Here is a 24,742-nt window from a genome sequence, read left to right as displayed (position 1 = left end):
ATGGGCGGAAACCTGCTACGCCGGACCACCCACCCGTGAGTTTCCAAACGGACTCTAAGACATAGCTGCTCGGGGTGTGACGGGGTGGAGCCCATTCGGCTGGGTTTACAGCGAAAACGCACGAACGAGGACGAGCGTGACATTGTCTCGCCCTCCCCGATCGAGAGCCAGTTCAAGCAGGCGATCGGCAGCGGCGCCTGGGGCTGTCGCCACTAGGATGTCAGCAATCTCCTGATCATCAATCAGGCCTGAAAGCCCGTCTGAGCACAGCAGGAAGATGTCGCCCGCCTCGACGTCACCAGTCACGACGTCGAGCGCTAGCGGGTCGACATGGCCGACCGCGCGCGTGATCACGTGCGCCTTCGGGTGGGTTCGCGCGTCCTCCGGCCTCAGGGCGCCTGCATCCTGAAGCGCTTGCACTAGGCTGTGGTCGGTTGTGAGGCGAATGAGGTCGCCGTTTCGACATCGGTAGGCGCGGCTGTCACCTGCCCAGACGCAGGCGAAGTGCGAGCCGTGGATCACCAGCGTGACGACGGTGGAACCGATCGGTCCTCCCGTTCCTCCGGCTTGATTGATCAGCGTGAGATTTACGCGTTGAAGGGCCTGGCGAATGCCAGCCAGGCGCGTGTAGCCCGAGCCGACATCGCTCAACGCATCGAGCGCCTCGACGATCAAACCGCTCGCTAGCTCGCCGGATTGGTGACCGCCCATGCCGTCAGCGACGGCCCAAAGCTGTTTGTCCGAGCGGTCCAGGAAGCGGTCTTCGTTGATCGCACGCACGCGCCCGGCATGTGTGCGCGCCTCTGACCGGAAGCTAAGCGCCGCCGCGCTAACTTGGGCATGAGCCGACGCGGGAGCCCTCATGCCGCCACGCCCATGGCATCGAGTTCCTGAGCGCGCTGCTCGTAGGCAGTCACGAAAGCGCGGTTGAGCGCGCTGTGCGGGTCGGCGAGCGCCCGGGTCTGCAGGTCCGCGTGCAACTTGAGATACTGCGCCCACGCCACCTGTGACCGAGGCTTCAGCGTGAAGGCCTGCCCTTGCGACGGCGCCTCGATGGCCTGTGGGCTGAGCTCGTCGAGCGTCGCCCCGATCGCGCCGCGCATGCCGGCCATCAGACACAGCAGATGTTTCTTCAGATCCTCGAAGGAGGCCGCGACCGCCGCCCGGCCAGAGAGGAAGCCGTCGTCGCGATCTCGCAGCAAGTCGACCGCAACCCGCTGCGCCGGGGCCCAGCGGAACGGGTTGTTCCCCTGCGCGTGCACCCGCGTGTGGTCGAGGCTGTAATCCGCTTTGACGGCCGTCCGCTCGTTCATGAGATCGCTGAGACCCAGCATGGTCTGCTGATAAACGGCGCCGAGATGGCGCATCACTTCCAGCGGATCCTGGCCGGCGAACAGCGAGGCGTCGAGCTTCGCGCCGGCGCAAAAGGCGTCGAGCAGCGATCCGTCGCTTGGCGTCGGCTTCGACGCCTCCGACCAGTCCGATGGCACGGTGGCGGCGGCCTGGTTGAGTGCACCGTCCTCCAAGATCGGCCTTACGAACGGCGCCTCGAACAGGCTCGCGTCGGACGTCGGCTGCAGGGTTTGGGCGGCGGTCGCACGCGCCTCGACCAACATCATGAACTCGCCGAGGCGAAAGGTATCGCCGTCGGTGACCGGAACGCTTTCATCGGCAGGAACGCGCGTGGCGCTCCGGCCCAGAAAGACGCCGTTGGCGCTGGTATCGCGGACGTTGAGGCCGTCGGCGTCCAACGTCACCACGCAGTGTCGGCGCGAGATGGTCCGATTGGGATCCTCGATCGTCCAATCAGCGTCTTCGTCACGGCCGACCACGATCTGGCCGGCAGCGATCTCGCGCGCGTCTATCTGGCTGAATGGGTCGTCGTGACGAAACAGGCGCAGGGTGAACATGGCGGAGGACTTCACTGCGATTGGACGCGGCGGCGGCGCGTCGGGCGAAGCGTCTGCGCCTCGACCAAAGGCGCGATCTGGGTCTGATCCAAGTCGACGTCGGAAGCGACCGCGGCAGGCGTCAGGGACGACTGATCCACCGATCGGACCCCCGCTGCAGCCCCCAGCGTCTGCAGTCTGTTATGCAGCGCTTCGGACAAATTATTGTAGGCGTTGAACAACTCGCCAAACTCGTCCTTGCGATGATGGGAGATGCGGAAGTCGAGATCGCCGCCCGTGGCGTCCTCCATCGCCTTGCGAAGGCGGCGGATGGGTTCGGCGAGCAAATGGGCCATGACGAAACTCGCGGCCATCACGACCGCCAGGACAACCCAGGCCAGCCCCGCCATCAGCCATTTCGAAAGCGTGACCGCCGATTGCAGCGGCGCGCCCGAAACACGCACATCGACCACGCCGAAGGCGTGGCCGGCGTAGACGATTGGCCGAACGAAACGGAAATCCTCGGCGCCGCCGGCCGAAGCCGGTCGCGTCACGATGACGGTCGGCCCGCGCTCGACTACAGCCTCGCCCTTGGCGGGGATATAGGTCCGGCCAACCTGCCGTGGGTCGCTGGCGGCGCGCACCCTTCCCTCGCCGTCGACCACGGTGAGCGCCTGGATGTTTCGGTCGGCGGCGGCGGCCTTGATAAAGGCCTGCACCGGCAGCCAGTCGCGTTCAGCGGGCGGCAGGGCGGCGTTCTCCGCGGCGCTCAGCGCCGCGTTGCTGGCGACAAAGGAGGCCATCGCCGACCCCGAGGTCAGCGCCATCTCCTCCATCGCCCGGTGCTCGCGATTGAGAACCGCGCCAATGCTCACCGCCAGGGCGGTCGCGGTGATCAGCGCCATCACCAGGGTCAGCCGCAGTTGAAGCGGCAGATTCCTTCGCTTGGCGTCGCGGACCGGGGCGTAGGCCGCCTGCTCACGCCGCAGAGCCTCGGCGAGGTGCGCCCCGTCGACGAAGCGCCGCTCCGGGCGCTTGGCCAGCAGCTTGGTGATAATGAATTGCAAGCCGGCCGGCGCGCGCGGCGCGAACCTCACAATCGGCTCCGGGTCCTGCTGGGTTATCTGTAGGGCGAGGGTGACCGCGGTCGCGCCCGAGAAAGCCTTGGCGCCGGTCAGCAGTTCGTAGAGCACCACGCCGGTGGAGAACAGATCCGAGCGGCCGTCGAGCTCGCGCCCCAGCGCCTGTTCGGGGCTCATGTACCGCGGCGTGCCGAGGATCTGTCCGACCTGCGTCATCGACGCCTCGGCGTCGTGGCTCTCCGGATCCGCTTCGTTGACCCTGGCGATCCCAAAATCCAGAATCTTCAGACTGGCGCCGTCCGCCAACAGCAGGATGTTGGAGGGCTTGATGTCGCGGTGCACGACGCCCAACCCGTGCGCATAGTGCAGAGCCTCGGCCAACTGCAGGCCGATGGCGGCGACCTCCTGCGGCGGCAGCTGCCTGCGGCGGGCGACGACTGCATCGAGCGGCTCGCCGTCCAGCAGCTCCATGGCGATGTACGGAGCCCCAACCTCCTCGCCGACGTCGAAGATGGTGACGATGTTGGGGTGGGAAAGCGCACCAGCCGCCTTTGCCTCTCTGACGAACCGCGCGACGTACTCGCGGTTTTGGCAGAACTCCGGCTTCAGCACCTTGATTGCGAGCACGCGGTTGATCGTTGGATCATAGGCCCGATAGACGTCAGCCATGGCCCCGTGACCGATCCGTTCCTGGATCTCGAACCGGCCTACCCTCTGCAGCAAGGCGATCTCCCGTCGTGACTCGTCAGAGCTTTTGCTTTGATTGCCTGACTTCGCTGCGCCAAGCGCCGGGGTGACCGGATCCGGCCGACCCACGACGCGAGGTCACTCAGCTGCAACCTACACGCAAAGTGCTTTCGCAGTTCTCAACAGTATTTGTCGACCTCCCGACTCAACTCAGCCGCGTCGCAATAACAACAAGCTCCACCATGGGTGCAGTGATGCGGGGAGCGACTACGATCGTTTGCGTACCGTCGTCTGGATGCGTTGAGCGCGATCGAGGTCGCGCCGGATAAGTGCGCTGTCTGGATCGAGCTGCTGGGCCTGTCGGAGCAACGATACCGCCTGGTCGATCCGCCCGCCGCTCATCTTCTCCAGCGCATCACCCCGGAGTCTGCTGGCACGCGCGGGGTCTCGGCTCGCCGTCGCGGTCGTGGTGGCGGGGCCCTGTGGCCGTGCGGCGCGGGCCGGCGGCGCCTTCGGCGCCACGCCGGGGACCTTGATCATCATGCCAGCCCGAGCGGCGTTTGGCGCAGCAATGCCGTTGTAGCGGGCCAGCGCATAGAACATCAGCCGGTCGCCCATCAGTCGATCGGCAAGCGTCGTCAGGCTTTCACCAGGCTTGATGCGATATGTGTAATGGCGCGCGCCCAACAGGATTTCCGGATCTTGGTCGATTTGGTTCAGCAGTTTGCGCGCCTGCGAATTCGCAGGCTCTTCGACCAGAGCCGCGCCTAATTCTGCTCGCGCGCGGTCAATTGAACCCACACCCAACAGAGAAACGGCCTGGGCGACCCGTTCCCGCGCGGTGAGACCTGGCGTCGTGAGCGTGGCGGCAGGCGCCGAGGCGACGGCGCTCGCGCTCTTGACGGCGCCGGTGGAGGCGCACGCAGCCAGCACCATCACCGCGGAACAGGCGGCGAGCGTGCGAAGTGCGATGCGGCTATTGGATCCGGTCATTGGTTTATCCGCTGTTGCAGAGCCGCGCCCCGCCGCCTGGCGGGTGAGGCGATAAGTCCAAGCCAATCCGGATCGCTGACGCATTCAATGAACTGCTCGGCCGGCATCGGCTTGGCGAAGAAATAGCCCTGGAACATGCCGCAACCGATCAGCGTGAGCGCCTCGACCTCCTCGCGCTGTTCGACGCCTTCAGCGAGCACGGTCATGTCGAGCCCCTTGGCCAACGCAACCAGCGCGCTGCAGATCGCGTGACTGTCGCGCCGAAGGTGGACGTCAGTGACGAATTCGCGGTCGATCTTGAGCTTGCTAAACGGAAGATTCTTCAAATAACTCAGATTGGAATAGCCCGCGCCGAAGTCGTCAATGGCGACGCTGACGCCCAGGTCGCGCAGGCGCGTCAGGGTCTGGCGGGTGCGCTCGGCGTCCTCCATCGCGGTGGTTTCGGTCAGTTCGACTTCGAGCGCTTGAGGTTCGAGCCGATGAAGCTCGAGCGTTCGGGCGATGGTCTGGCTCAGCACCGGGTCGTGGAACTGGCCGGCGGAGAGGTTCACGGCCATCTTCAGGCCGCTGAGGCCATGCTCGGTCCAGGCCTTCGCCTCGCGGCAGGCGGTGTTCAACACCCAAAGGCCGACTTCATCCATCATCCCAGCTTCCTCCAGCACAGGGATGAAGGCGTCGGGCGGAACCAGGCCCCGCTCGGGGTGTCGCCATCGCAGCAGCGCTTCGGCGCCGATTAGCCTGCCGGCCACGAGGTCCACCACGGGCTGGAAGTGCAGCAGCAGTTCGTCGCGTTGTACGGCCTTGCGCAAACTCTGTTCCAGCGAGAAGCGCGCCCGCGCCGCAGCTGACGAGTCCGCCGAGAAGAATCGCAGTTTCTGGCCGGCGGCCGACGCGCCCTTTTGCGACGCGGCGAGGGCGCGGGTCAGCAGAGTGGTGGGATCTCGCGCATCGTCCGGACAGAGGGCTGCACCCATCTCGACGCTGGGGGTCAGCTTGAAACCCTCGCGCCCCACATCTTGGGCCAGCACATAGGCGATGGCCTGCATCTCGCCGCCGGCTAGTTCGCGCCCCTCCGCGCCGGCGAACCAAATCGCGAAGCAGTCCCGATCCACCTGCGCCAGCGGGCGGCCAGCTCGCAGCGCGCCGCGCATCCGCACGGCTAGTGTCGCAAGCATCCCGTCGGCCTCAGCCTGGTCGAACGCCGCCAACCGGTCGTAGTCGACGACGCGCATCACGCCGAGAACCCCTTCGGCTCCCGACAGGTCCGGCGCCGCCAGAGCGTCGAGGAACGGCTCGCGCGTGGGCAGGCCGGTGACCGGATGACGATGGTTCAGCCGATGGCCAAGCGCGTGATGACGCGCGGCGACATAGCGGATGTCGGCCAGCAGTTGCCTGGCCGAACCGTCTTTGCGGGCTGTCGCGCCATCACCCACGCTGGCGCGAAGCTCTCCAGCCGCGCGGCCAAGCTGTCGCACCAGCACGGAGAGACCGATCAGCGGCGCTCCGGCGCCAAGCACCGCCAGCGCGAACGACCACGGCTCGTCGATAAGCAATAGCAACGGCGCCGCGACGGCCACCCCGGAGAGCGACAGAATCGTCACCCCAAAACCGAGAGGGGGACGAAGTGCGCCAGCCGTCGGATGTTCGCCCGTCATCGCAAATGGGAAACGTAGATGTTCATGCCGGCATATTTCTCTCAGGAAACCTGCAGGGCCGTGAAAATTCAGTACTAATCGGAGATGAATCACCGATGCCCATGTTGCTTCCCCTTCGCATCGAGAGGGACTTGCTGCGGGCGGACTGAGCGGAGCGCAAACGTCGCCTAATCTGTGCAGGCCTGTGTTTGGCGATGAAAATCAGCACCTCAGCGTTCGTCTTGGAAGGCCGCTGATCGTGGTGCCGCCCTGGGGATCTTAGGCCTGCAACCGAAGTCTGCGGGCCGTGTTCACAGCTTCCCAGGTCCAGCAGATGAGACATCCATGTCCAGTGGTGAGGCGCAGCCCGGATCCGTAGGCGAAGTCCTTGGACTTGGTGGTCGCCAGGCGAATCCGCCAGGACGCGCGTCTGGTCAGCCGCCCACCGCTGCGATCGCCGTAAAGCTCGCGTCGCAGGCTACAAACGCCAAACGCGCGCTGCAGATCGTGCATCTGGCGTCGAGCGAGCGCCGCGCCGAGGAGATCGGCCGTTCACTGGCCGGCCTCGCTCCCCACATCGACGTCATCATCCTTCCGCCGTGGGACTGTCTTCCATATGACCGGGCTTCCCCGTCGCGCGACATCATGGGGCGGCGCCTCGCGGCTTTGCGACAGCTGTCGGCGAAGGCGAAGCGCCCTCGGATCCTGGTGTTGTCGCCGGAGGCGCTCGTTCAACGGACGCCTGCTCGGAAGATCGTGAGCGAGGCGACGTTCGAAATCCATGTTGGCGAGGCGCTGGACCGCGCGGCGCTCATGCGTTTCGCGATGCGTACCGGTCACGTGGTCGACGACCGGATCGATGAGCCTGGCGAGATCGCGATGCTGGGCTCGGTGGTCGACATCTTCCCCGCCGACGCCGCCCAACCGGTCCGCATTGTACTAGGCGATGGCGATGTTGTCGGCGAGATCAGGACCTACGATCCCCTGACGCAGCGTTCTGACGCCATTCGCCAGACCCTGGTCCTCGGCCCGGCGAGCGAGTGGATTGCGGACACCCACCAGACCGAAGACGATGCACCCTTCCCAAGGCCAGTTGGCGTCGAGCACCGATTGCCTGAGTACTACGCCACGCTGGAAAGCGTCTTCGACCTCGCAGCGAAGGCGTCATTGTCCCAAGACCCGAACGCCGCCGAACGTCTGGCGGCGATGGAATCTCAGATTCTTGAGGCTTACGAGGCCCGGTGCTCGCTCGGCGGTCTGGACGACGCGCCGCCTCTCGCCACGGAACGGCTCTATGTGCTGGGACGCGAGCTGGACGAGCGAATGGGCGCGTGGACACCGCTGATCCTCGATCTGGACGGCGTTGAGGCCACAGCCGGGTTGGCGGTTCAGCGCAATCCGGGTCGGGCATTCTGCGACCTTGTAGATCTCCATCGCACTGAAGGCCGTCGCGTGGTGCTCACCGGTCTTAGACATGAGCAACGGGCGCTGGCGAAGGCGCTGGATCGAGGCCTGGGTCTGAAGCCTGGCGTAGCGCCCGACTGGGACGCGGCTCGCAACGCTCCGGCAGGTGACGTCGTCAGCCTCGAGGTCGACCTGGAGACAGGATTCGTTGAGCCAGCAGCTGCGCTGGCGGTGATCGCCGCAAGCGACGTCCTTGGCGGGAGGGTGGCCGCGCGTAAGACGCAGGGCGCCGCCGCGCTGCTAGCCGAGCCCGATCTGAGGATCGGCGATGTCGTCCTCCACGAGGATCATGGCGTCGGCGTCCTGCGCGACCTGCGTACGGTCCACGTGGACGGCGTCGATCGCGACACTTTGCACCTGGAATACTTCGGCGGCGCCAGCCTTCTCGCCCCCGTCGAGGAGATCGGTCGGATCTGGCGCTACGGCGCTGAGGAATCCGCAGTGACGCTCGATCGACTGAAGGGAGACGCCTGGACGAAGCGCCGGGCCGAGGTGAGCGCCTACATCGACCAGACCGCCGCGGACTTGGTCGCCCTGGCGCGCGTGCGGGAAGGTGCGACGTGCCCACCGCTGACGCCGCCGCGGGCGGCCTATGCGAAGCTCTCCGCCCGCTTCGCTTATCCCGAGACGCCGGACCAGGCTGCAGCGATCGAGGCGGTTCTCGCCGATCTCGCGTCTGGACGCCCCATGGACCGACTGATCTGCGGCGACGTCGGATTCGGCAAGACCGAGGTCGCTTTGCGCGCCGCCGCGGCCGTCGCCCTGAGCGGCCGCCAAGTGGCGGTCGCCGCGCCGACCACGGTGCTGGTGCGCCAGCATGTGGAGACCTTCGAACGGCGCTTCGCGGGTACGGGCGTCAAGGTCGGGCGCCTTTCGCGCCTCGTGGGCGCGGCGGAGGCGAAGTCGGTCCGCGAGGGTTTGGCGAGCGGCGAAATCGGGGTGGTCATCGGCACCCAGTCGCTCGCAAGCGACGACGTGGCCTTCGCCGACCTCGGCCTGATGATCATTGATGAAGAACAGAAATTCGGCGCGGTCCTCAAGAGCAAGTTGCGTGACTTGGCGGCCGAGGGCCATCTGCTGACGCTGACCGCAACGCCGATCCCGCGCACTCTGCAGGCGGCGATGGTCGGGCTGCAGGACGTGAGCGTCATCGCCAGTCCCCCCGCCAGGCGTCGGCCCATCCGCACGTTCCTGGCGCCACTCGACCCTGCGAGCCTGCGCACCGCCCTGCTGCGCGAACAAAGGCGCGGCGGACAGAGCTTCTTCGTCGTTCCTCGTATCGACGACATCGAGCCGATGCGCAGTCGACTGGCGGAGATCGCGCCGGAACTTTCTGTCGCGATCGCCCACGGCGGACTGTCGGCCGACGCGACCGACAAGGTGATGATCGATTTCGCCGACGGACGTGGGGACGTGCTGCTAGCGACCAACATCATCGAAAGCGGCCTCGACGTCCCGCGGGCGAACACGATGTTCGTCTGGCGGCCTGATCGCTTTGGCCTCTCTCAGTTGCATCAGCTTCGCGGGCGCGTGGGACGCGGTCGCACTCAGGGCGTCGCCTACCTGCTCGCCGATCCTGCCGAAGACCTTTCGGAGGCGACGCGGGCGCGGCTATCGACCCTGGAGGCTTTCGATCGACTGGGTTCGGGACTGGCGATCAGCGCCCGCGACCTCGATCTGCGCGGCGGCGGCGACCTCGTTGGAGAGGAACAGGCAGGCCACGTGCGGATGGTCGGCTCGGCCCTCTATCAGCGCCTGCTCGCCCGAGCGATCCGCTTGGCGCGTGGCGAGGAGGTCGCGCCGGAATGGGCGTCGTCGCTCAACCTTGGCGAGATCGGCTCGATCCCGACGGACTACGTCCCCGACGCAGTGACGCGCATCAACCTTTACGCACGCGTCGCACGCATGGATGGCCTCGGAGAGGTCGACGACTTCGAGGAGGAGCTCGAAGACCGCTTTGGCTCCATCCCCAAGCAGACCGCGGCGCTGCTCGCCCTCGCCCGACTGCAGATCCTGGCCAGGGCTGCTGGCGTGCGCGCGATCGGCGCAGGACCAAAGGGCATCGCCATGTCCCTGGCCCCAGGCGCTGCCGGGAGCGCATTGGCGCGACTTGGCGAAAGCGGCGATGTGGTCAGCGTCAAGGATGACCGGCTGGTCTTCCAGACGCGCCCGAAGGACGCCGCAGATCCGGTCGGGTTCGTCGAGCGCATGCTGACGCGGCTGGTGGGCTGATCTGGCTGTGTGAACCTTCTACGTCCCCACGCGCTGACGAAGAAACTGGAGGATCCCATGCGCTCATACCTGACACTTTCAACCGCCGCCGCGGTCGCTGCTTTTTCATTGGCCGCGTGTAACAAGCCGGCCCCCGAGGCGCCGGAAGCCCAACCGGTGAACGCGGCTCAGGACGCCGTCGGCGCGGCCGTCGGCCAGGCCTCCGCCACGACGTTGGGCGCCAACGACACCGACGCCTTCGTCTCGAACGCCAGCCAAAGCGATATGTACGAGATCGAGGCGGGCAAGATCGCCCAAAGCCGCTCCAAGACCGACGCGGTGAAATCCTTCGCCGCGATGATGGTCAGCGATCACACAGCGATGTCCAATGAGATGAAATCGCTCATTGCGGCCGCGCAGAAGACGCCGGCCGCCAGCCTCGACGAACGCCGACAGGGCTTGATCGACAATTTGAAGGCTGCGACCGACGCGAATTTCGACCGAACCTATCTCGACCAGCAGGCCGCGGCGCACGAGGAAGCGCTGACCTTGATGCGCGGATACGCTGACAACGGCGGCGACGCCGGCCTGAAGGGCGGCGCGGCGAAGGCGGTCCCCAAAATCCGGACCCACCTCGAGAAGGTGAAATCGCTGCAAACCGCCGTGAAATAGCTTCGCCCCATCGGACGGCCGCATCTACCTTCTGAGCCGCGCTGATCCGGTCGCGTGGGTTTAAATGGCTGCCGACACGCCACCCTTTCTGTTTGTCGCGTTGACTATGTGCCGCAGCGCGCTGCAAGCAGCGATGCATGACCAGTGATCCAGCGCCCCTACCCGACAGTGAGGTGTCCGGAACACGAAACGCGCCAATGGCCACCGACGGGCTGGCGCCGCCGTATTGGTCTTGGGCAGGCTTGCTGCTTGGCGTGCGCGCCATGCTGCCGCTCCTGCCAGGCCAGTTCGTGTTCGGGATGGCGTTTGGCGCACTCGCTGCGCAAAGGGAGTTTTCCCTAGCCGAAGCATTGGCGATGACCAGCTTCGTTTACGCAGGTATGTCGCAATTTGTCGCCGTGCAATCATGGCCGGAGATGCTGACACCTTCGACAATCGCAGCACTAGTATTGGTCACTGCGACAGTTAATGTCAGATTCTTCCTCATGGGCGCTTCGCTTCGCCCATGGCTCGGGCCACTACCGGCTTGGCAAATCTATCCACCATTGGCGATCAACACAGATGGAGGATGGTTGTTGGCCACGCGCTATCGTGAGCGCGGTGGAGCGGACGCCTCGTTCTATCTTGGTGGCCAGCTTCTATCCTACTGCATGTGGGTCCTGGCGGCCGTACCGGGCTATCTGTTCGCCGAGCGAATCGCCGATCCACGCGCCTATGGCGTCGATTTACTCATGCCGGCGTTCTTCGCTGCGCTCCTCATTCCCTCCTGGCGAGGCGTCTCGCACGCGGCGCCATGGGTGGTGTCGGGCATTGTGGCCGTCGCGGTCACCTCTCTCGCACCAGGCTATTGGTTCATCATAGCAGGCGCGGTTGCCGGGACAGTCACTGCGGGCTTGATGAATGACTGAGCTCATTCGCGGCGATGTGATGATCGCGATCCTGAGCATGGCTGCCGTGACGGTCGCCATGCGGATCAGCGGATTTTGGTTGATGCGCTACGTGCCGGCGACACCGCGGGTCAAGCGTATGCTCGGCGCGCTGCCGGGTTCGATCATCGCAGCGGCAGTCCTTCCAGTCGTGATTCACGGTGGGTTGGTTGCGGCGCTCGCCGTGGTGGCGGCGATGGTCTTGATGGGGTTGACCAAGAGCGATTTCCTCGCCGTGATCGCCGGCATGGGCGTTGCCGCCCTCGCCCGGTACGCTGGAATGGCTGGATAGTCGGCTTGCCCGAGGGCCGCGTCCGCCTCGCGCCGCTTTTGCATCACCAGGTCGATCACCTCGCCTTCGTCGTTCGAGGCGTCAACCATCGTGCCCGCACCTTTTCCGCGGGTCCATTTCGCCAAAAAGGATCTCAACCCGCCTAGCCGCTTCGGTTTCCCATGCACTTCTCAATTGACAGGGATTATGGCGACCGGTCTATATGTGATCGCCGTCGCTGGAAGCGGCTGGCCGCGTTGGACCGTTGGATGTCGATCCCTAGAAGGCCGGCGGTTCCATGATGACTTCCTTGCAGCATCACCCCGTTGGTCATGGAGAGCACATGAGTGAACAGTCGCTCGTCGAGAAGCTTGAAGAGATCAACAGCCGAGCTGCGTTCAATCGCTGGGCGGGTCTCCGCGTTACGGCGGCTGAACCAGGATTGGTCGAACTGACGCTCGCGTGGCGTGAAGACTTCGGTCAGTACAACGGGTTCTTGCACGCAGGGATGATCGGGGCGCTGATCGACACGAGTTGCGGCTTTGCCGCCGTGACGACGAACGAATGGGTGATGGCGTCCCATTTTTCTGTGAATTGCCTCGCACCTGCTCGAGGAGAAACCTTCGTGGCCCGGGCGCGAATACTCAAGCCCGGCCGCAAACAGATCTTCGCCGCGGCGGAGCTGTTCGCCGTGTCCGAAGGGCGATCTACGCTCGCTGCGACGGGCCAGACGCTCCTCGTACCGACACAAGACAGAGCCGCGCCGCAAGCCTGACGATGTCACAAGCCGCCACGTCAAGGACTAGGAGACTTCGATGAATAACTTCATTGCGCGTGAATTGCGCGATCATATTCTAACGATTACTCTGACGCGCGCTGCGAAACGCAACGCCCTCACCAGTGCGATGTACGATGACCTCTCCCAAGCGCTCGAAGAGGCTGAGATAGATCCGGAAGTTCGCGTAATTCTGCTGCAAGCGGACGGCGACAACTTCACCGCCGGCAACGACATTCCCGATTTTATAGAGCATTCGACCGCGCCAGGCGCATCGGAGCCTGCCGCCTTCCGCTTCGTCCGCAACCTTGGCGCCGCGTCCAAGCCGATCGTCGCGGCCGTCCAGGGTAACGCAGTCGGCGTCGGCGCCACCCTGCTGCTGCACTGCGACCTGGTGTATCTCGCCGACAATGCGAGGCTCGTCGCGCCGTTCGTAAACCTCGCACTGGTTCCGGAAGCAGCATCGAGCTGGTTGATGCCTTTGAGGATCGGGCATGTCCGCGCCTATGCGATGTTCGCCTTGGGCGAGCCGATCGATGCGACGACGGCGCTTCAGGCCGGGCTCGCGAACGCGGTCGTTCCGGTCGCCGAAGTTCGCGGGCGCGCCGCGGCGGCTGCGTCGGCGCTGGCCAGACAATCTGTGGGCGCCCTAGCGGCGACGAAGCATTTGATGCGAGAGCGGTCGACCATCGCGGCGCGCATCGAAGAAGAGCGCACCTTCTTCCTCGAGCGACTGAAGAGCCCCGAAGCGCTGGCAGCCTTCGAGGCGTTCACCGCGCGCGCCTCAAAAGCAACCAGCTGATTGAGACCTGGTATTCCGTGCGCTTCAGCAGCTTAAGGCCTCGAGAGGCAAGCTCCCGGCGCGCAGAATATCCGCCACTAAACCCGAGAGGCAATACGATGCAAAGTGAAGCTTCGACGAACCGACAGTGGGTGTTCCTGCGCAACCCCGAAGGCGCCGTGACGCCCGACATCTTCGAGTGGCGCGAGGCGGCGATCCCGGAGCCCGCACCGGGCCAGGTGCTGATCCGCAACCGCATGCTCTCGATCGACCCAGCCAACCGCGCCTGGATGCGCGGCCGCACCTACCGCGAGCAGGTCATGCCGGGAGACGTGATGCACGGCTACACCCTGGGCGAGGTGGTCGCCTCGACGGTGGATGACTTCAAGCCGGGCGATGTGGTTGAGGCCGACGGCGGTTGGCAGGACTAAGCCGCGCTCCCGGCCCGCGAGCTCGTCAAGCGGGATCCCGGCGCGCCGCTCGAGGAGTTGATCGGCCTCTACGGGATTACCGGCCTGACCGCCTATTTCGGCCTTTTCGACATCGGCCGCATGAAGGCCGGCGACACGGTGGTGGTGTCGGCCGCGGCCGGCGCGGTAGGCGTGATCGCGGGCCAGCTCGCCAGGCTGGCCGGGGCCCGCGTCGTAGGGATCGCCGGCGGCCCGGAGAAGTGCGCCTGGCTTACGCAGGACCTCGGTTATCACGCGGCCGTCGATTACAAGGCCGGCGACTTTCAAAAGGCGCTGGGGCGCGCCTGCCCGGACGGCGTCGACCTCTATTTCGACACTGTCGGCGGCCGGGTCCTGGACGCAGCGCTGCGCGTGATGAAACAGGGCGGCTGCGTGGTCTGCTGCGGAGCGATCGCCAACTACGACATCAGCGGCGCGCCGTTCGTTTCGCCCCTGCTTCCGGGGGTGTTGGTCGGCCGCCGGCTGCGGATGGAAGGCTTCATCATCTTCGACCATTTCCCACGCCGGGGCGAGGCCGAGGCGCGCATGCGCCGCTGGGTCGCCGAGGGCCAGCTGCGGCCGATCGTCGACATGGCCGACGGCCTGAACCAAGCGCCGGACGCCCTCATCCGGCTGCTGGCGGGCGGAAACCGCGGCAAAGTCGCCGTCCGGCTGAGCTGAGCGCGCGCCTCAAGCCGCGGCGTAGAGGGCGATCTCCAGCAGTCCGTGGGTTCACGCCCCGGAGTGCTGGCTTCCTGGATAATGATGTATATACATCAATCATGCTCAGACGCCTGCCCCCACTGCCCTTTCACTACGCCTTCGTCGTTCTGACCCTGACATTTCTGGCGTTGCTGGCCGCCGCCGGATTGAGGAGCGCGCCCAGCGTCCTGATCATGCCGCTGCAGCTCGCCTTCGGCTGGGACCGCACGACGGTATCCACAGGAGCCGGCCTCGGTATCCTCATCTATGGCCTGATCGGGCCGTTCGCGGCGGCGCTGATGCAGAGTTTCGGCATCAAGCGCGTGTTGCTTTGGGGGCTGGTCTTGATGGCCGGCTCCACTTTCGCGAGCCTCTTCATGACCGAGGCTTGGCAGTACTTCCTGACCTGGGGCCTGGTTTCCGGAATCGGCAGCGGGGCCGTGACAGGCGTCTTGGCCGCGGCCGTCGTCAACCGCTGGTTCGCGCGTCGCCAGGGTTTGATGATGGGGTTGCTGACGGGCAGCGCCGCGACGGGCTCCCTAATATTCCTGCCGTTCCTCGCACACCTGTCGCAGATGGGAGATTGGCGTCCTGTTGTCTGGACTGTGACGCTCGCGCTGGCGGCGCTCATTCCCATCATCTTCCTGTTCATGCCGGAACATCCTCAGGACAGGGCGCTCGGGCGCTATGGCGAGGCCGCGGGAGCGCCGGTTGCGCCAACGCCGGGCGGCCTAGGCGCGTTGCGCGCGCTCACGGTCCTCTCGAAAGCCGCGAAGACGCCCACGTTCTGGGTGCTCTTCGGCGCGTTTTTTGTCTGCGGCTTCACGACTAACGGTCTGGTCGGCACTCACCTGATTTCCTATTGCGGCGACCACGGGATCGCGCCTGTGCAGGCGGCCGGCTTGTTGTCGCTCATGGGTCTCTTCGATCTCGTGGGCACCACCGCTTCCGGCTGGCTCACGGATCGCTACAACCCTCGGCGGCTGCTTTTCATCTATTTCGGCTTGCGGGGGCTTTCGTTGATTGCACTGCCCTTCATAGGTTTCGAAACAGCCAGTCTCACCGCGTTCGCAATATTTTACGGTCTGGACTGGATCGCCACCGTGCCGCCAATCGTGCGGATGACCAATGATAGGTTTGGAGAAGGCGACGGCCCCATAGTTTTCGGGTGGATATTCGCCGGCCATCAGGTGGGCGCGGCGGGGGCGGCCATTGGGGCAGGAGTGGTCCGGCAGGTCTCTGGCGACTACGGCGTGGCGTTCATGCTCTCGGGCGCGACGGCTGTCGTCGTCGCGTTGGTGCTGATTGTCTGGCGCGGTGATCGTGTCCGCATGGAACCCGCAACATGACCGAGCCTGCTGTGTTCGCCTGCGCCTGCGCCACCATTCGGAAGGCCGCACGGGCCGTTTCACGCCTCTATGACGAGGCGCTTGGCGACAGCGGCCTCACCGCAAACCAATACACGGTGCTCCGCTACGTCTCGCAGTTGGGTGAACCGCATCTTAGCCGCCTTGCTGAGGCGCTGGTGATGGACCGCACCACTCTTTATAGGGCGCTGCAGCCGATGGTCAGTCAGGGCTGGCTGCATATTGCGCCAGTCGGCGGTCGCGCCAAGGCCGCGCGGTTGACGACGAAAGGGGCCGGCGTGATGAAGGCCGCAACGCCGGCCTGGGAGGCGGTCCAGCAAGATTTTCTCGACCGCATCGGTGCTGAGGAGTGGCGGGCGATCAGCGGTGGGTTGCGCCGGGCCGCAGAACTGTTGAGGCCGCCCCAGACCTGAGCCGTAGCAGCGCCGCGGCGGACCGCGAAGCGGGGCGGTTCAGACGGCCTCGGCGGTCATCGCGCGGCGCTGCAGCAGAACCGGGCCGCGGCTTCGATAGAAGTCTTGCGACGCGTCGAGGGATTTGCGGCCGTAGCGTCCTTCCTATTGATCGATCAGGACCCTTGCCTGTTAAGGAGCTTGCAGAGAATTTTGAGGCCATCAATCCGAGTGTCGTGCGCCGAACACCAACTACACCGAACGGCCTTGGGTGAGCGGCGGTCGCCGGGCGCGCAATTATTTATTTAGGGCTTCGACGTCTGACACATCTTCTTGCGCCAGCGCCGCTTCCAGAGCGTCCAGCAGGGATCGAACCTCGATCGGCTTAGCAACACAAGCGTCCATCCCAGCGGCGATGTACTCTCGAGTCTGATGGGGCATGGCGTTCGCCGAGAGTCCGACGATGGGCGTGCGCTTGCGCCCCGTCTCGCGCTCGAGTTGGCGGATCCGCGCGGTTGCGCGAGCGCCGTCCATCACCGGCATTTGGACATCCATGAGGATCACCGACCAGTCCTCTGCCTGCCATGCCTCTACCGCCTCGCCGCCATTGGCGACAATCGTCGGCGCCACTCCGGCCTGCATCAATAACGTCTTGATCACGAGCTGATTGACGGCGTTGTCTTCCGCAACAAGGATTCTCACGTCTGTAGATGGGAGAATGTCCCGCCTGTCAGCTTGAACCTGCGCTGTGGGTGCGCGCTCAATACACTCGGCGGCAACCGAGGCCCGAAACGTTGAACCTACGCCGAGCTGGCTGTCGACTGTGATCTCGCCACCCATCATCTCGACGAGATCACGGGAAATGGACAGGCCCAGACCCGTTCCACCGTGTTTTCGTGTTGTGGAAGCGTCAGCTTGCGTGAATTTCGAGAAGATGCGCGCGAGAGCCTCAGGCTCGATGCCGGCGCCGGAGTCCCTTACCGTCAGCGCGAAACCCATCTCACTGGGCTGAACAGTGACCCTCACCTCACCGCAGTCGGTAAACTTGATGGCGTTTGAGATCAAGTTGGACAGCACTTGACGCACTCGCGTGGGGTCACCGCGATAGCAGCCGATTGCGCCGTCACTGACGAGGTTGAACGTTAAACCCTTTTCTTCGGCGGTCGCGGCGAAGGATGCGCACGTGTTGCGAACGAGCTCTTCGAGATCATATTCAACCGCCTCCAATTCTAGCCTGCCGGCCTCGATCTTCGACAGATCGAGGATGTCGTTCAGGATCTCGAGCAGCGCGTCGCCAGACTCGCGGATAACGGTCAATCGCGCGCGTTGTACTTCTGGAAGGGGATCGGCCGCCATGGCCTGAGCCATGCCCAATACGCCGTTGAGCGGCGTGCGGATCTCGTGGCTCATGTTGGCGAGGAAACGAGATTTTGTCTCCGTCGCCGCCTGGGCGACCTGCTCGGCGGCGATGAGGGCCAGCTCTTGCCGTTTGCGCTCGTCGATGTCGAGGATGAGACTGATAGTGCGGCGCCAGCGGCCCGTGTCCGCCTTCTGAATCTCCGTGCATATCCGGATCCACCGCTCTGTACCGTCAAGCTGGCGTATCCTAACTTCCACTGGCTCCGGAGCCGCCCCGGCGAGCGAACTCTTTACGCCAGCTTCGACAATGGCCCGGTCATCTGGATGGACGAATGGCCACACTGGTTGGCGAGCCTCTTGGAAGGTTAGCGTCCAGCCAACCACTTCTACAAACTGAGGCGACATCCACACTGTGCCGGTATCGTAATTGATCTCGACGACGGCGGCGTTCGCGGCGTGCAGCGCCACCTTCAGCCGCTTGGCCAGCGCTTCGGCCTCGTTTCGCGCCAGCTCGCTGCGGTGCTCACTGGCGACTGCAGCGTCCCGCGCTTCTACAAGCTCGGTGATGTTTTGGCTGATCCCAAGAAGCACCTTCCGCCCGTCTGGGAGGGCTTCCGCGTAAATATGGGAACGGAGGCTGATCCATCGACCGCTACGCGCCCTGACCCGATATGTGAACGCCCCCGGAGCGCCGCCTTCCGTTGTCGCCTGTAAAGCCTCCCGCGCGGACGCGGCATCTTCAGGGTGACAAACCCTTCGGAACTCCTCACCACTCTCGATAGGCTCCACCCCGGCCTGAGCCAGGACGTTCGCCCAGGCTGGCGACGACGTGAGCACGTCGGTCGCAGGGGTGAAGGTCCACGTGCCGACCCCGGCGATTTCGGAGAGCCTTGACTGCTCGTTGAGGGCCTGTTGGGCGATCTTGCCGATTTCCGCCAAGGCCCCCTCCGCCGTCTTGGGCGCAACCGGGATGGCGGAAAGCCGCATCGCCGTCGCAGCGATCGTTTTGGGCTCGGTCAAAGCCGACCCAGATGACGCGTGTTGCGCGCGCCTCGGTCGATTGCGCAGCATATTGGTCACCCGTGGCTTCGAACTGGCTCTGCGCCGAATATGCCCCTCGATCGTGTGGAATTGCTTACTACCATCTTGCTCGCGGACACCGAAGTTCATCAGGTTGCCGCTGTGCGCGCGCCGGCGACAACGTGGGACCGCCAAACATCAGGGTAGGATGGACGGAGATCGAACTCCGGGTCGGCGAGAAATCAGCGCCGCCGGGTCGCCGACCTCGCGATTTTAGTGGAGGTGGTGTTCTCAGGACCAAGACCGCCTTTGGCGGTGGAGACCGCTCTGGGCGTTCCGTCCTTGATGCGCTCCCGAGTTGACCCGCGTTCGCTGAGAGCGCACGGTTCATGAGCAGTGTAGGCCAGCGACGAGCATAGTTGAGGCCGCGATCGCCGCCGGCCCGAATGTGCGAGTCCATCAGAAGACGTCGCATCTTGCACCTGCGGGAGGATCGATATGCAGCAAGAATTGAAGCACGAGAGTCCACACGACCCTGAAACTCATCACCACAAGCCTCGACATCTCGCAGAGAAATTCGAGGGTTACATCGGGATCGCGATGGTCGTTGCGGTGTGCGCGCTCATCGCCCTACTCGTCTATCTCTCCACACAATCTGGCGACAGCGAACCTCGCTGGATGCGATAAGATTGCGGCTGATCCGGCCCTCACGCCTCGCCTAACGAGGTCGCTCGTGGGGTCTGTCAGGGCCGGACGGTCGCCGATCTCAGGACTTCCCACGATAATAATGTCGAAGCTGATGCAATGGATGTGCACATTACTGCCTGTGCACTCATCAGTTGCTGCCCCACGCGCATAGGCGCGGGTTGCACTTAGTCCCGCCCGGCATTCGGAGCCGGGACGACGGGATGAGGCATCTGAAGGCGCTGGGCGTCCCGGTGCTGTTCATCAGCGGACAGTGAGCCGCGCACGGACCGCCTGTGCTCTTGCAGGCGGCTTGGCGGCGACGATGAGATTGACAGCCCCAATTCGCGACATCCGGCCGTCGGACGAGTTCATCCCGTCACCATCTCCACGGCCGTCAGCGGGGAAACTATACTGGCGCCGCCGTCCACCGGAAGGCACACGCCGGTGATGTAACGCGCCTCATCGCTTGCCAGGAACAAGGCGGCGCGCACAATGTCCCACCCGTCGCCTTCGATCCCTAAAGGAGACACCTTCCGGCGACGCTCGCGAACGTCCTCATCGAGGGCCCCGCCGGAAAGCTGGTTAACCATCGGCGAGTAGAGATAGCCAGGGACGATCGCGTTCGCGCGAATGCCGTCTTTCCCATATCGCACGGCGATGTCGCGTGTGAGCGCAAGCAGGGCGGCCTTGGACGGTCCATAAGCGAAGAGGCCGCCGCCGTTCGACACCAACGCCACGATAGAGGCGATATTCACGGTCGCGCCGCCGCCCGCCGACATCATGTGCGGCATGCTGTGCCGAAACATCAGCAGGGCGCCCTTGAGGTTCACATTAATGGTGTGGGACCAGGCTTCTTCGTCAAAGGCCTCAAGTGCGCCGCGTTTGACAATTCCGACATTATTCACCAGGACGTCGATTCGACCGAAGACCGTTGCGACGCGGGCTGTCGCGGCCCTGCAGTCATCGTCTGCGGAGACATCGCCCATGATTGCGATCGCTTCTCCCCCATTTTCTTCGATCTCAAGCCGGGTGAGTTCCGCCTTTTCCAGGTCGCGGTCGATGATCGCGACCCGTGCGCCCTCCTGCGCAAAAAGCAGCGCGATGGCCTTGCCGATGCTGACGCCGCCACGAACGCCGCCAGCGCCGGTGACTATAACGATCTTGCCGCTCAACCTCCCGAGGCCTCTGTCGGTCATAGCTCTCTCCCTCTGGGACCTAGAGCCCGTGGCGATTGCGCGGAGCTAGGTCGCGTGGTCGCTCGATAGATCTGACGTAATCATGCAGAAACGGATCAAGGCAACCCAATGAGCAAGACGTCAGCGCTTGCCCGGGCTCTGTGGCGTTTGTCAGGTTAAATCCCCGGCGGTCCGAGGAGGCGACTAGCTGGAGGTTTATGTGCCGGCCCTCGACGTCGGCGTGGATCGCCCGCGAGGCGAGGTAGAACGACACGGCCGCGACAGGAAGACGGGCGCCAGGTTCAGGAGGCCGAAGAGCAGAGAACGCTCACCGGCGCCGGCGACCGAGCGCGCCTTCTGTCCCTGCGTCGATCTCAAGGAGGCTGCGCGCGAGGCACGGGTGTTCCGGCTTCCGTCGGCCGCTAGTCGAAAACGACGCCGGCGTACCCGTTTTCCACCACCTGGTCGCAATACCGCTTGAAGCCCGGGAAACCGCCGCCGTACCGATACGGTCTGCGAACGCTTCTGCCTTCGACGTTCTTGTTGATCCCGGTCATCCAAGAATCGACTTCATTGCTCAGCAGTCCGGCTGCGGATTCAACTACGTGGCGATACCACTCCTCTTGGGCCTCCGCCGTCGTCTCCACCCGCGTGACCCCGCGGGCGCGCGCGTAGCCGAGCAGTTCCGTCACCCAGTTCGCATTGAACTCGGCGAATCGCGTGAAATTGCCGAGGCCGCCGTGCGGGCCCATGACCATGAGCATGTTCGGGAAGCCGGCCACCAGGAAGCCCAGGAAGGTGTGGGGTCCTGAGGACCATTCCTCTTTGAGGCTCTTGCCGCCGACGCCCCTGATGTCGATCGCCTCGAAGGCGCCAATGATGGCGTTGAAGCCGGTGGCGTAGATGATCGCATCCAGTTCATATTCCCTGGCGGTCGTCCTGATGCCGGTTTCCGTGATTTCTTCGATTGGCGTTGCCTTGACGTCCACGAGTTCGACATTTGGCTGATTGAAGGCTTCGAAGTATTTCGTCTCGAGGGGCAATCTGCGCGTTCCGAAGCCGTGGTCCTTGGGTATCAGCTTGTCGGCGATAGCAGGATCCTTCACACGTTCTCGGATTTTCCGAGCCACGAAATCGCTGATCAGTCTATTGGCCTCTCGGTTCACCAGGATGTCGCGGAAGTTCCCATACCAGATCCCGAAGCCGGGCTCAGAGTAACGCTGCTCGAAGAACGCCTCGCGCTCTTGGTCAGTCACCTCAAGCGCCGAGCGCGGATCCGGGGCGTGGACGAAGCATTGGGGCGTCTCCCGGCATCGCGCCAGGATGTCGGGGTAATCGGCGCGAATCCGCTGCATTTCTTCGGGCGCGATCTTACTGTTGTGAAGCGGAGCCGCCCAGTTCGCGGTGCGTTGGAAAACGGTCAGCTGGCCGGCGACCTTGGAGACTTCCTGGACAACCTGCACGCCGGTGGAGCCAGTCCCAATGACCGCCACTCGCTTGCCTTTGAGATCCACGCCCTGCTCCGGCCAACGCGCGGTATGGAAGGAAGCGCCCCTGAACGTCTCAACCCCCTTTATGCTTGGCAGCGTGGCTTCCGACAGAATTCCAATGGCGGTGACCAGAAATCTCGTCCGGTACTCGCGCCCATCCGACAGCGACAATTTCCACGATCGGGACCCTTCGTCGTAATGAGCCGCCACGACTTCGCTGTTGAACTCAATATATTGGCGAAGGTCGAATTTGTCTGCGACAAAGTTCAGATAACGCTCAGTCTCGGGCTGTGACGCGAAGTGCTCGGTCCACGTCCACTCGTCCAACACTTCTTTTGAAAAAGAATAGATATAGGTCCAGCTCTCGGAATCAAATCTCGCGCCGGGATACCGGTTCCAATACCAAGTCCCTCCAACGCGCGCGCCCTTCTCCAGTACAAGCGTTTTCATGCCGAGCTCGCGCAGCCTGTAGAGCTGATAGAGCCCAGAAACGCCCGCGCCGATTACGATGGCGTCCCATTCGATGGCGCCCGTTCCCTCGCGTTTCGCTTCAGCGGTTTGCACTCCGAGAGTCATGAGTTCCATCCCCACTTCATTACAATGCGATTGCGGTTGAGCCGGAGACAACCCGTGCGCAGACGCGCCCAGCCTAAAGGAAACAGTGCTTGCTGCTAATTGATTTGGCGCGCCCGCTGTCGGCGACGTCCTAAAGCGTGCTCGCCTCGACCGCTTCGGTGTTCTGAGACGCAGTGGTGGTGACGATGGTGAAGGCGGCTAAGGATCAGCGGGAGCCTCTATGGTCCCGCTTCGCGGCGCGATATCCCTTTTGAAGCGCGACGAAGCGACGACGTTCGTCGTTCTTGGCGACCTGCTCCGCCTTGGCCTCCGTCGCCGCCATTTCAATCGCTAGCTTTTGGAAATGGTCCCAACGAGCACGGTCAAGCGCGCCGCTCTGCAAAGCGGCGCCAACGGCGCAGCCCGGTTCGTGGCCGTGACCGCAGTCGTTGAACCGGCAGGCCTGGATCAGTTGCTCGATGTCGTCGAACACGACGCTCACGCCCTCGTCGGCGTTCACAAGCCCGACCTCGCGGATGCCGGGCGTATCGAGGATCATGCCGCCAGCGGGGAGGAGGATCAGCTGCCGGTGGCTGGTCGTGTGGCGCCCGTGATCGTCACTATCGCGGATCGTTTGCGTCGCCATCCGTTCCTCCCCCAACAGGGCGTTGACGAGAGTGGACTTGCCAACCCCAGACGAGCCGATCAGCACGCCGGTCTCTCCGGGGCCAAGCTGGGCCAACATGGCGTCCAGCCCCATGCCCTGGCGCGCCGAAACCGCCACCACCGGGCAGTCAGGCGCCAGCGCCGCCATCTCAGCGGCCTCTCCGGTTGGATCGTCACTAAGGTCCGACTTTGTCAGCACCACCACCGGCCGGGCGCCGCTCTGCCATGCGGCGGCGAGGTAACGCTCGATTCGACGGGCGTTGAGGTCGGCGTTCAGGGAGGTGACCACGAAAGCGACATCGATATTTGCGGCGATGACTTGCAGCCCGTGAGAGCTGTCGATAGCGCCCCGCCGTACGAACGCAGTGCGGCGCGGCAGAACGGCGTGGATGGTGGCGGTGGATTCCGCCTCATTCAACGCAAGCGCAACCCAATCCCCGACGGCGGGATAGCCCGCCTCCCCAGCCTCGTGCAGCAGGCGCCCGGAAATCTTGCCGCGCAGCTCGCCGTCATCGGTGACGACTAGATAGCTATCGCGGTGCTGAACGATGATCCGCCCAGGGATGTGGCCCTCAATGGCGTGAGGCGTAAATTCCCGCGCCAGCAAATCGGTCCAACCGTATTTATCGATCAACTGGAGGCATCCAAATCCTGAGCCGGCGACTGCGCGCTTGAGGCCATTTTAGGCCGTAGACGCTCCAAAAAGAAGCGCCGGGGGCTCTGTCAGCCAAGGCCAGTTGGAGGCTTGCCGTATGCCCATTGGTTATAGGCAAATCGACCAACCCGTTTCGCTACTCAGATAGCTCGCCCGAGGTGGCAGCCGCGCATGTTCGCACGCAGAGCGCCCCTACTCTCACTTCGCCAAGTGGAGACAGGTTGCCGTTGGACTGACGGCCGTCATGGTTACATTGCGGAGGTTGCCAGGCAGCCCGATCGTTGCGATTTCTCGTGCGCCGGGTATTCGCTTGGACAGCCCGATACGCCCAACGAGGGAGAGAACGATGTTCAATCACGTGATGGTCGGGTCGAACGACATAGAGCGCTCGAAGCGCTTCTATGACGCGGTGCTCGGGACACTTGGCGTGGGCGAACCGATGCGCAACAAGGCGGATAGCGGCCACACTCGGCTCTTCTACCGGCATGATGGCAATACGTTTTGTGTCAGCGAGCCGATCAACGACCAGGCGGCCACCTTCGCCAACGGCGGCACCGTCGCCTTTAAGTGCCATTCCCCCGAGCAGGTGAGAGAGTTCCATGACGTCGCCGTCGCGCAAGGCGGTGCTTCGATCGAGGACGCGCCGGGACCGCGCAACACCAATATGGGAGCGGTACACTTGGCTTACGTGCGTGATCCCGATGGCAATAAACTGTGTGCCCTTTACCGACCCAAGTGACGCGCCAACCGATCTAGGGGCGCCGTCGGCACATCCAATTGCCGCAGCTCGGCGACTACGTCGATTCTGCGTCCCATCCCCCGCGAACAGACTGGGGCGGA

20 protein-coding genes are annotated in these 24,742 nt (G+C 64.2%); 11 read left to right on the top strand and 9 right to left on the bottom strand.

What is annotated here, in order from left to right; translation table 11 throughout:
• Nucleotides 1-105: 105 nt before the first annotated feature.
• From Q8M88_RS15785 to Q8M88_RS15765, 5 genes are all read right to left on the bottom strand, one after another.
• Nucleotides 106-780, bottom strand: coding sequence for a PP2C family serine/threonine-protein phosphatase (locus tag Q8M88_RS15785; protein ID WP_305598111.1), 675 nt, complete (start codon nt 778-780; stop codon nt 106-108).
• Nucleotides 781-860: 80 nt separating this feature from the next.
• Nucleotides 861-1,910 carry a type VI secretion system-associated FHA domain protein TagH gene (gene tagH / locus Q8M88_RS15780; RefSeq protein WP_305598110.1) on the bottom strand — a complete coding sequence of 350 codons (1,050 nt, stop codon included), beginning with the start codon at nt 1,908-1,910 and terminating at the stop codon, nt 861-863.
• A gap of 11 nt (nt 1,911-1,921) precedes the next feature.
• Nucleotides 1,922-3,694 carry a protein kinase gene (locus Q8M88_RS15775; protein WP_305598109.1) on the bottom strand — a complete coding sequence of 591 codons (1,773 nt, stop codon included), beginning with the start codon at nt 3,692-3,694 and terminating at the stop codon, nt 1,922-1,924.
• A 231-nt stretch (nt 3,695-3,925) separates the two neighbouring features.
• Nucleotides 3,926-4,651, bottom strand: coding sequence for a LysM peptidoglycan-binding domain-containing protein (locus Q8M88_RS15770; protein WP_305598108.1), 726 nt, complete (start codon nt 4,649-4,651; stop codon nt 3,926-3,928).
• Nucleotides 4,648-6,252 carry a bifunctional diguanylate cyclase/phosphodiesterase gene (locus tag Q8M88_RS15765; RefSeq protein ID WP_305598107.1) on the bottom strand — a complete coding sequence of 535 codons (1,605 nt, stop codon included), beginning with the start codon at nt 6,250-6,252 and terminating at the stop codon, nt 4,648-4,650. The genes Q8M88_RS15770 and Q8M88_RS15765 overlap by 4 nt, the downstream gene beginning before the upstream one ends.
• A gap of 378 nt (nt 6,253-6,630) precedes the next feature.
• On the opposite strand from Q8M88_RS15765, the gene Q8M88_RS15760 reads away from it, so the two are divergent.
• The 10 genes from Q8M88_RS15760 (at nt 6,631) to Q8M88_RS15715 (ending at nt 16,316) form a co-directional block, all read left to right on the top strand.
• A complete protein-coding gene (locus Q8M88_RS15760) occupies nt 6,631-9,981 on the top strand; it encodes a DEAD/DEAH box helicase (protein ID WP_305598106.1) in 3,351 nt (1,116 codons plus the stop codon).
• Between the two features lie 57 nt (nt 9,982-10,038).
• The gene (locus tag Q8M88_RS15755) at nt 10,039-10,632 is read left to right on the top strand and encodes a DUF4142 domain-containing protein (protein WP_305598105.1); all 594 of its coding nucleotides are present in this window, start codon (nt 10,039-10,041) and stop codon (nt 10,630-10,632) included.
• Nucleotides 10,633-10,829: 197 nt separating this feature from the next.
• Nucleotides 10,830-11,540: an AzlC family ABC transporter permease gene (locus tag Q8M88_RS15750; protein ID WP_305598104.1), complete on the top strand. Its 711-nt coding sequence runs from the start codon at nt 10,830-10,832 to the stop codon at nt 11,538-11,540.
• Nucleotides 11,533-11,850, top strand: coding sequence for an AzlD family protein (locus Q8M88_RS15745; RefSeq protein WP_305598103.1), 318 nt, complete (start codon nt 11,533-11,535; stop codon nt 11,848-11,850). The genes Q8M88_RS15750 and Q8M88_RS15745 overlap by 8 nt, the downstream gene beginning before the upstream one ends.
• A gap of 322 nt (nt 11,851-12,172) precedes the next feature.
• Entirely contained in the window at nt 12,173-12,604 is a 432-nt protein-coding gene (locus Q8M88_RS15740; protein WP_305598102.1) for a PaaI family thioesterase, read from the top strand.
• A 40-nt stretch (nt 12,605-12,644) separates the two neighbouring features.
• A complete protein-coding gene (locus tag Q8M88_RS15735) occupies nt 12,645-13,406 on the top strand; it encodes an enoyl-CoA hydratase-related protein (protein WP_305598101.1) in 762 nt (253 codons plus the stop codon).
• 98 nt (nt 13,407-13,504) lie between these two features.
• Nucleotides 13,505-13,816, top strand: coding sequence for a hypothetical protein (locus Q8M88_RS15730; protein ID WP_305598100.1), 312 nt, complete (start codon nt 13,505-13,507; stop codon nt 13,814-13,816).
• A gap of 57 nt (nt 13,817-13,873) precedes the next feature.
• A complete protein-coding gene (locus Q8M88_RS15725; protein WP_305598099.1) occupies nt 13,874-14,515 on the top strand; it encodes an NADP-dependent oxidoreductase in 642 nt (213 codons plus the stop codon).
• A gap of 101 nt (nt 14,516-14,616) precedes the next feature.
• A complete protein-coding gene (locus tag Q8M88_RS15720) occupies nt 14,617-15,885 on the top strand; it encodes an MFS transporter (RefSeq protein ID WP_305598098.1) in 1,269 nt (422 codons plus the stop codon).
• On the top strand, nt 15,882-16,316 hold the full coding sequence (locus Q8M88_RS15715; RefSeq protein WP_305598097.1) for a MarR family winged helix-turn-helix transcriptional regulator: 435 nt from the start codon (nt 15,882-15,884) through the stop codon (nt 16,314-16,316). Before Q8M88_RS15720 ends, Q8M88_RS15715 begins: the two co-directional genes overlap by 4 nt.
• Before the next feature lie 276 nt (nt 16,317-16,592).
• Here Q8M88_RS15715 and Q8M88_RS15710 read toward each other — a convergent pair whose 3' ends face one another.
• The 4 genes from Q8M88_RS15710 to rsgA all read right to left on the bottom strand — a co-directional run bounded on the left by Q8M88_RS15710 (nt 16,593) and on the right by rsgA (nt 23,881).
• Nucleotides 16,593-18,824, bottom strand: a complete 2,232-nt coding sequence (locus Q8M88_RS15710) for a PAS domain-containing hybrid sensor histidine kinase/response regulator (RefSeq protein ID WP_305598096.1) — start codon at nt 18,822-18,824, stop codon at nt 16,593-16,595.
• Between the two features lie 905 nt (nt 18,825-19,729).
• Entirely contained in the window at nt 19,730-20,557 is an 828-nt protein-coding gene (locus Q8M88_RS15705; RefSeq protein WP_305598095.1) for an SDR family NAD(P)-dependent oxidoreductase, read from the bottom strand.
• Nucleotides 20,558-20,958: 401 nt separating this feature from the next.
• Nucleotides 20,959-22,611, bottom strand: a complete 1,653-nt coding sequence (locus tag Q8M88_RS15700) for an NAD(P)/FAD-dependent oxidoreductase (RefSeq protein ID WP_305598094.1) — start codon at nt 22,609-22,611, stop codon at nt 20,959-20,961.
• Between the two features lie 196 nt (nt 22,612-22,807).
• Nucleotides 22,808-23,881, bottom strand: a complete 1,074-nt coding sequence (gene rsgA, locus Q8M88_RS15695) for a ribosome small subunit-dependent GTPase A (protein ID WP_305598093.1) — start codon at nt 23,879-23,881, stop codon at nt 22,808-22,810.
• Between the two features lie 367 nt (nt 23,882-24,248).
• Between rsgA and Q8M88_RS15690 the strand changes: the two genes are divergently transcribed.
• Complete coding sequence (locus Q8M88_RS15690) at nt 24,249-24,641, top strand: VOC family protein (RefSeq protein ID WP_305598092.1); 393 nt, start codon at nt 24,249-24,251, stop codon at nt 24,639-24,641.
• Nucleotides 24,642-24,742: the final 101 nt, after the last annotated feature.

It is taken from the genome of Phenylobacterium sp. (assembly GCF_030693805.1).
Classification (GTDB): domain Bacteria; phylum Pseudomonadota; class Alphaproteobacteria; order Caulobacterales; family Caulobacteraceae; genus Phenylobacterium.
The sequence above is the reverse complement of the archived record's forward strand: the minus strand, read 5'-3'. Positions and strand labels throughout refer to the sequence as shown.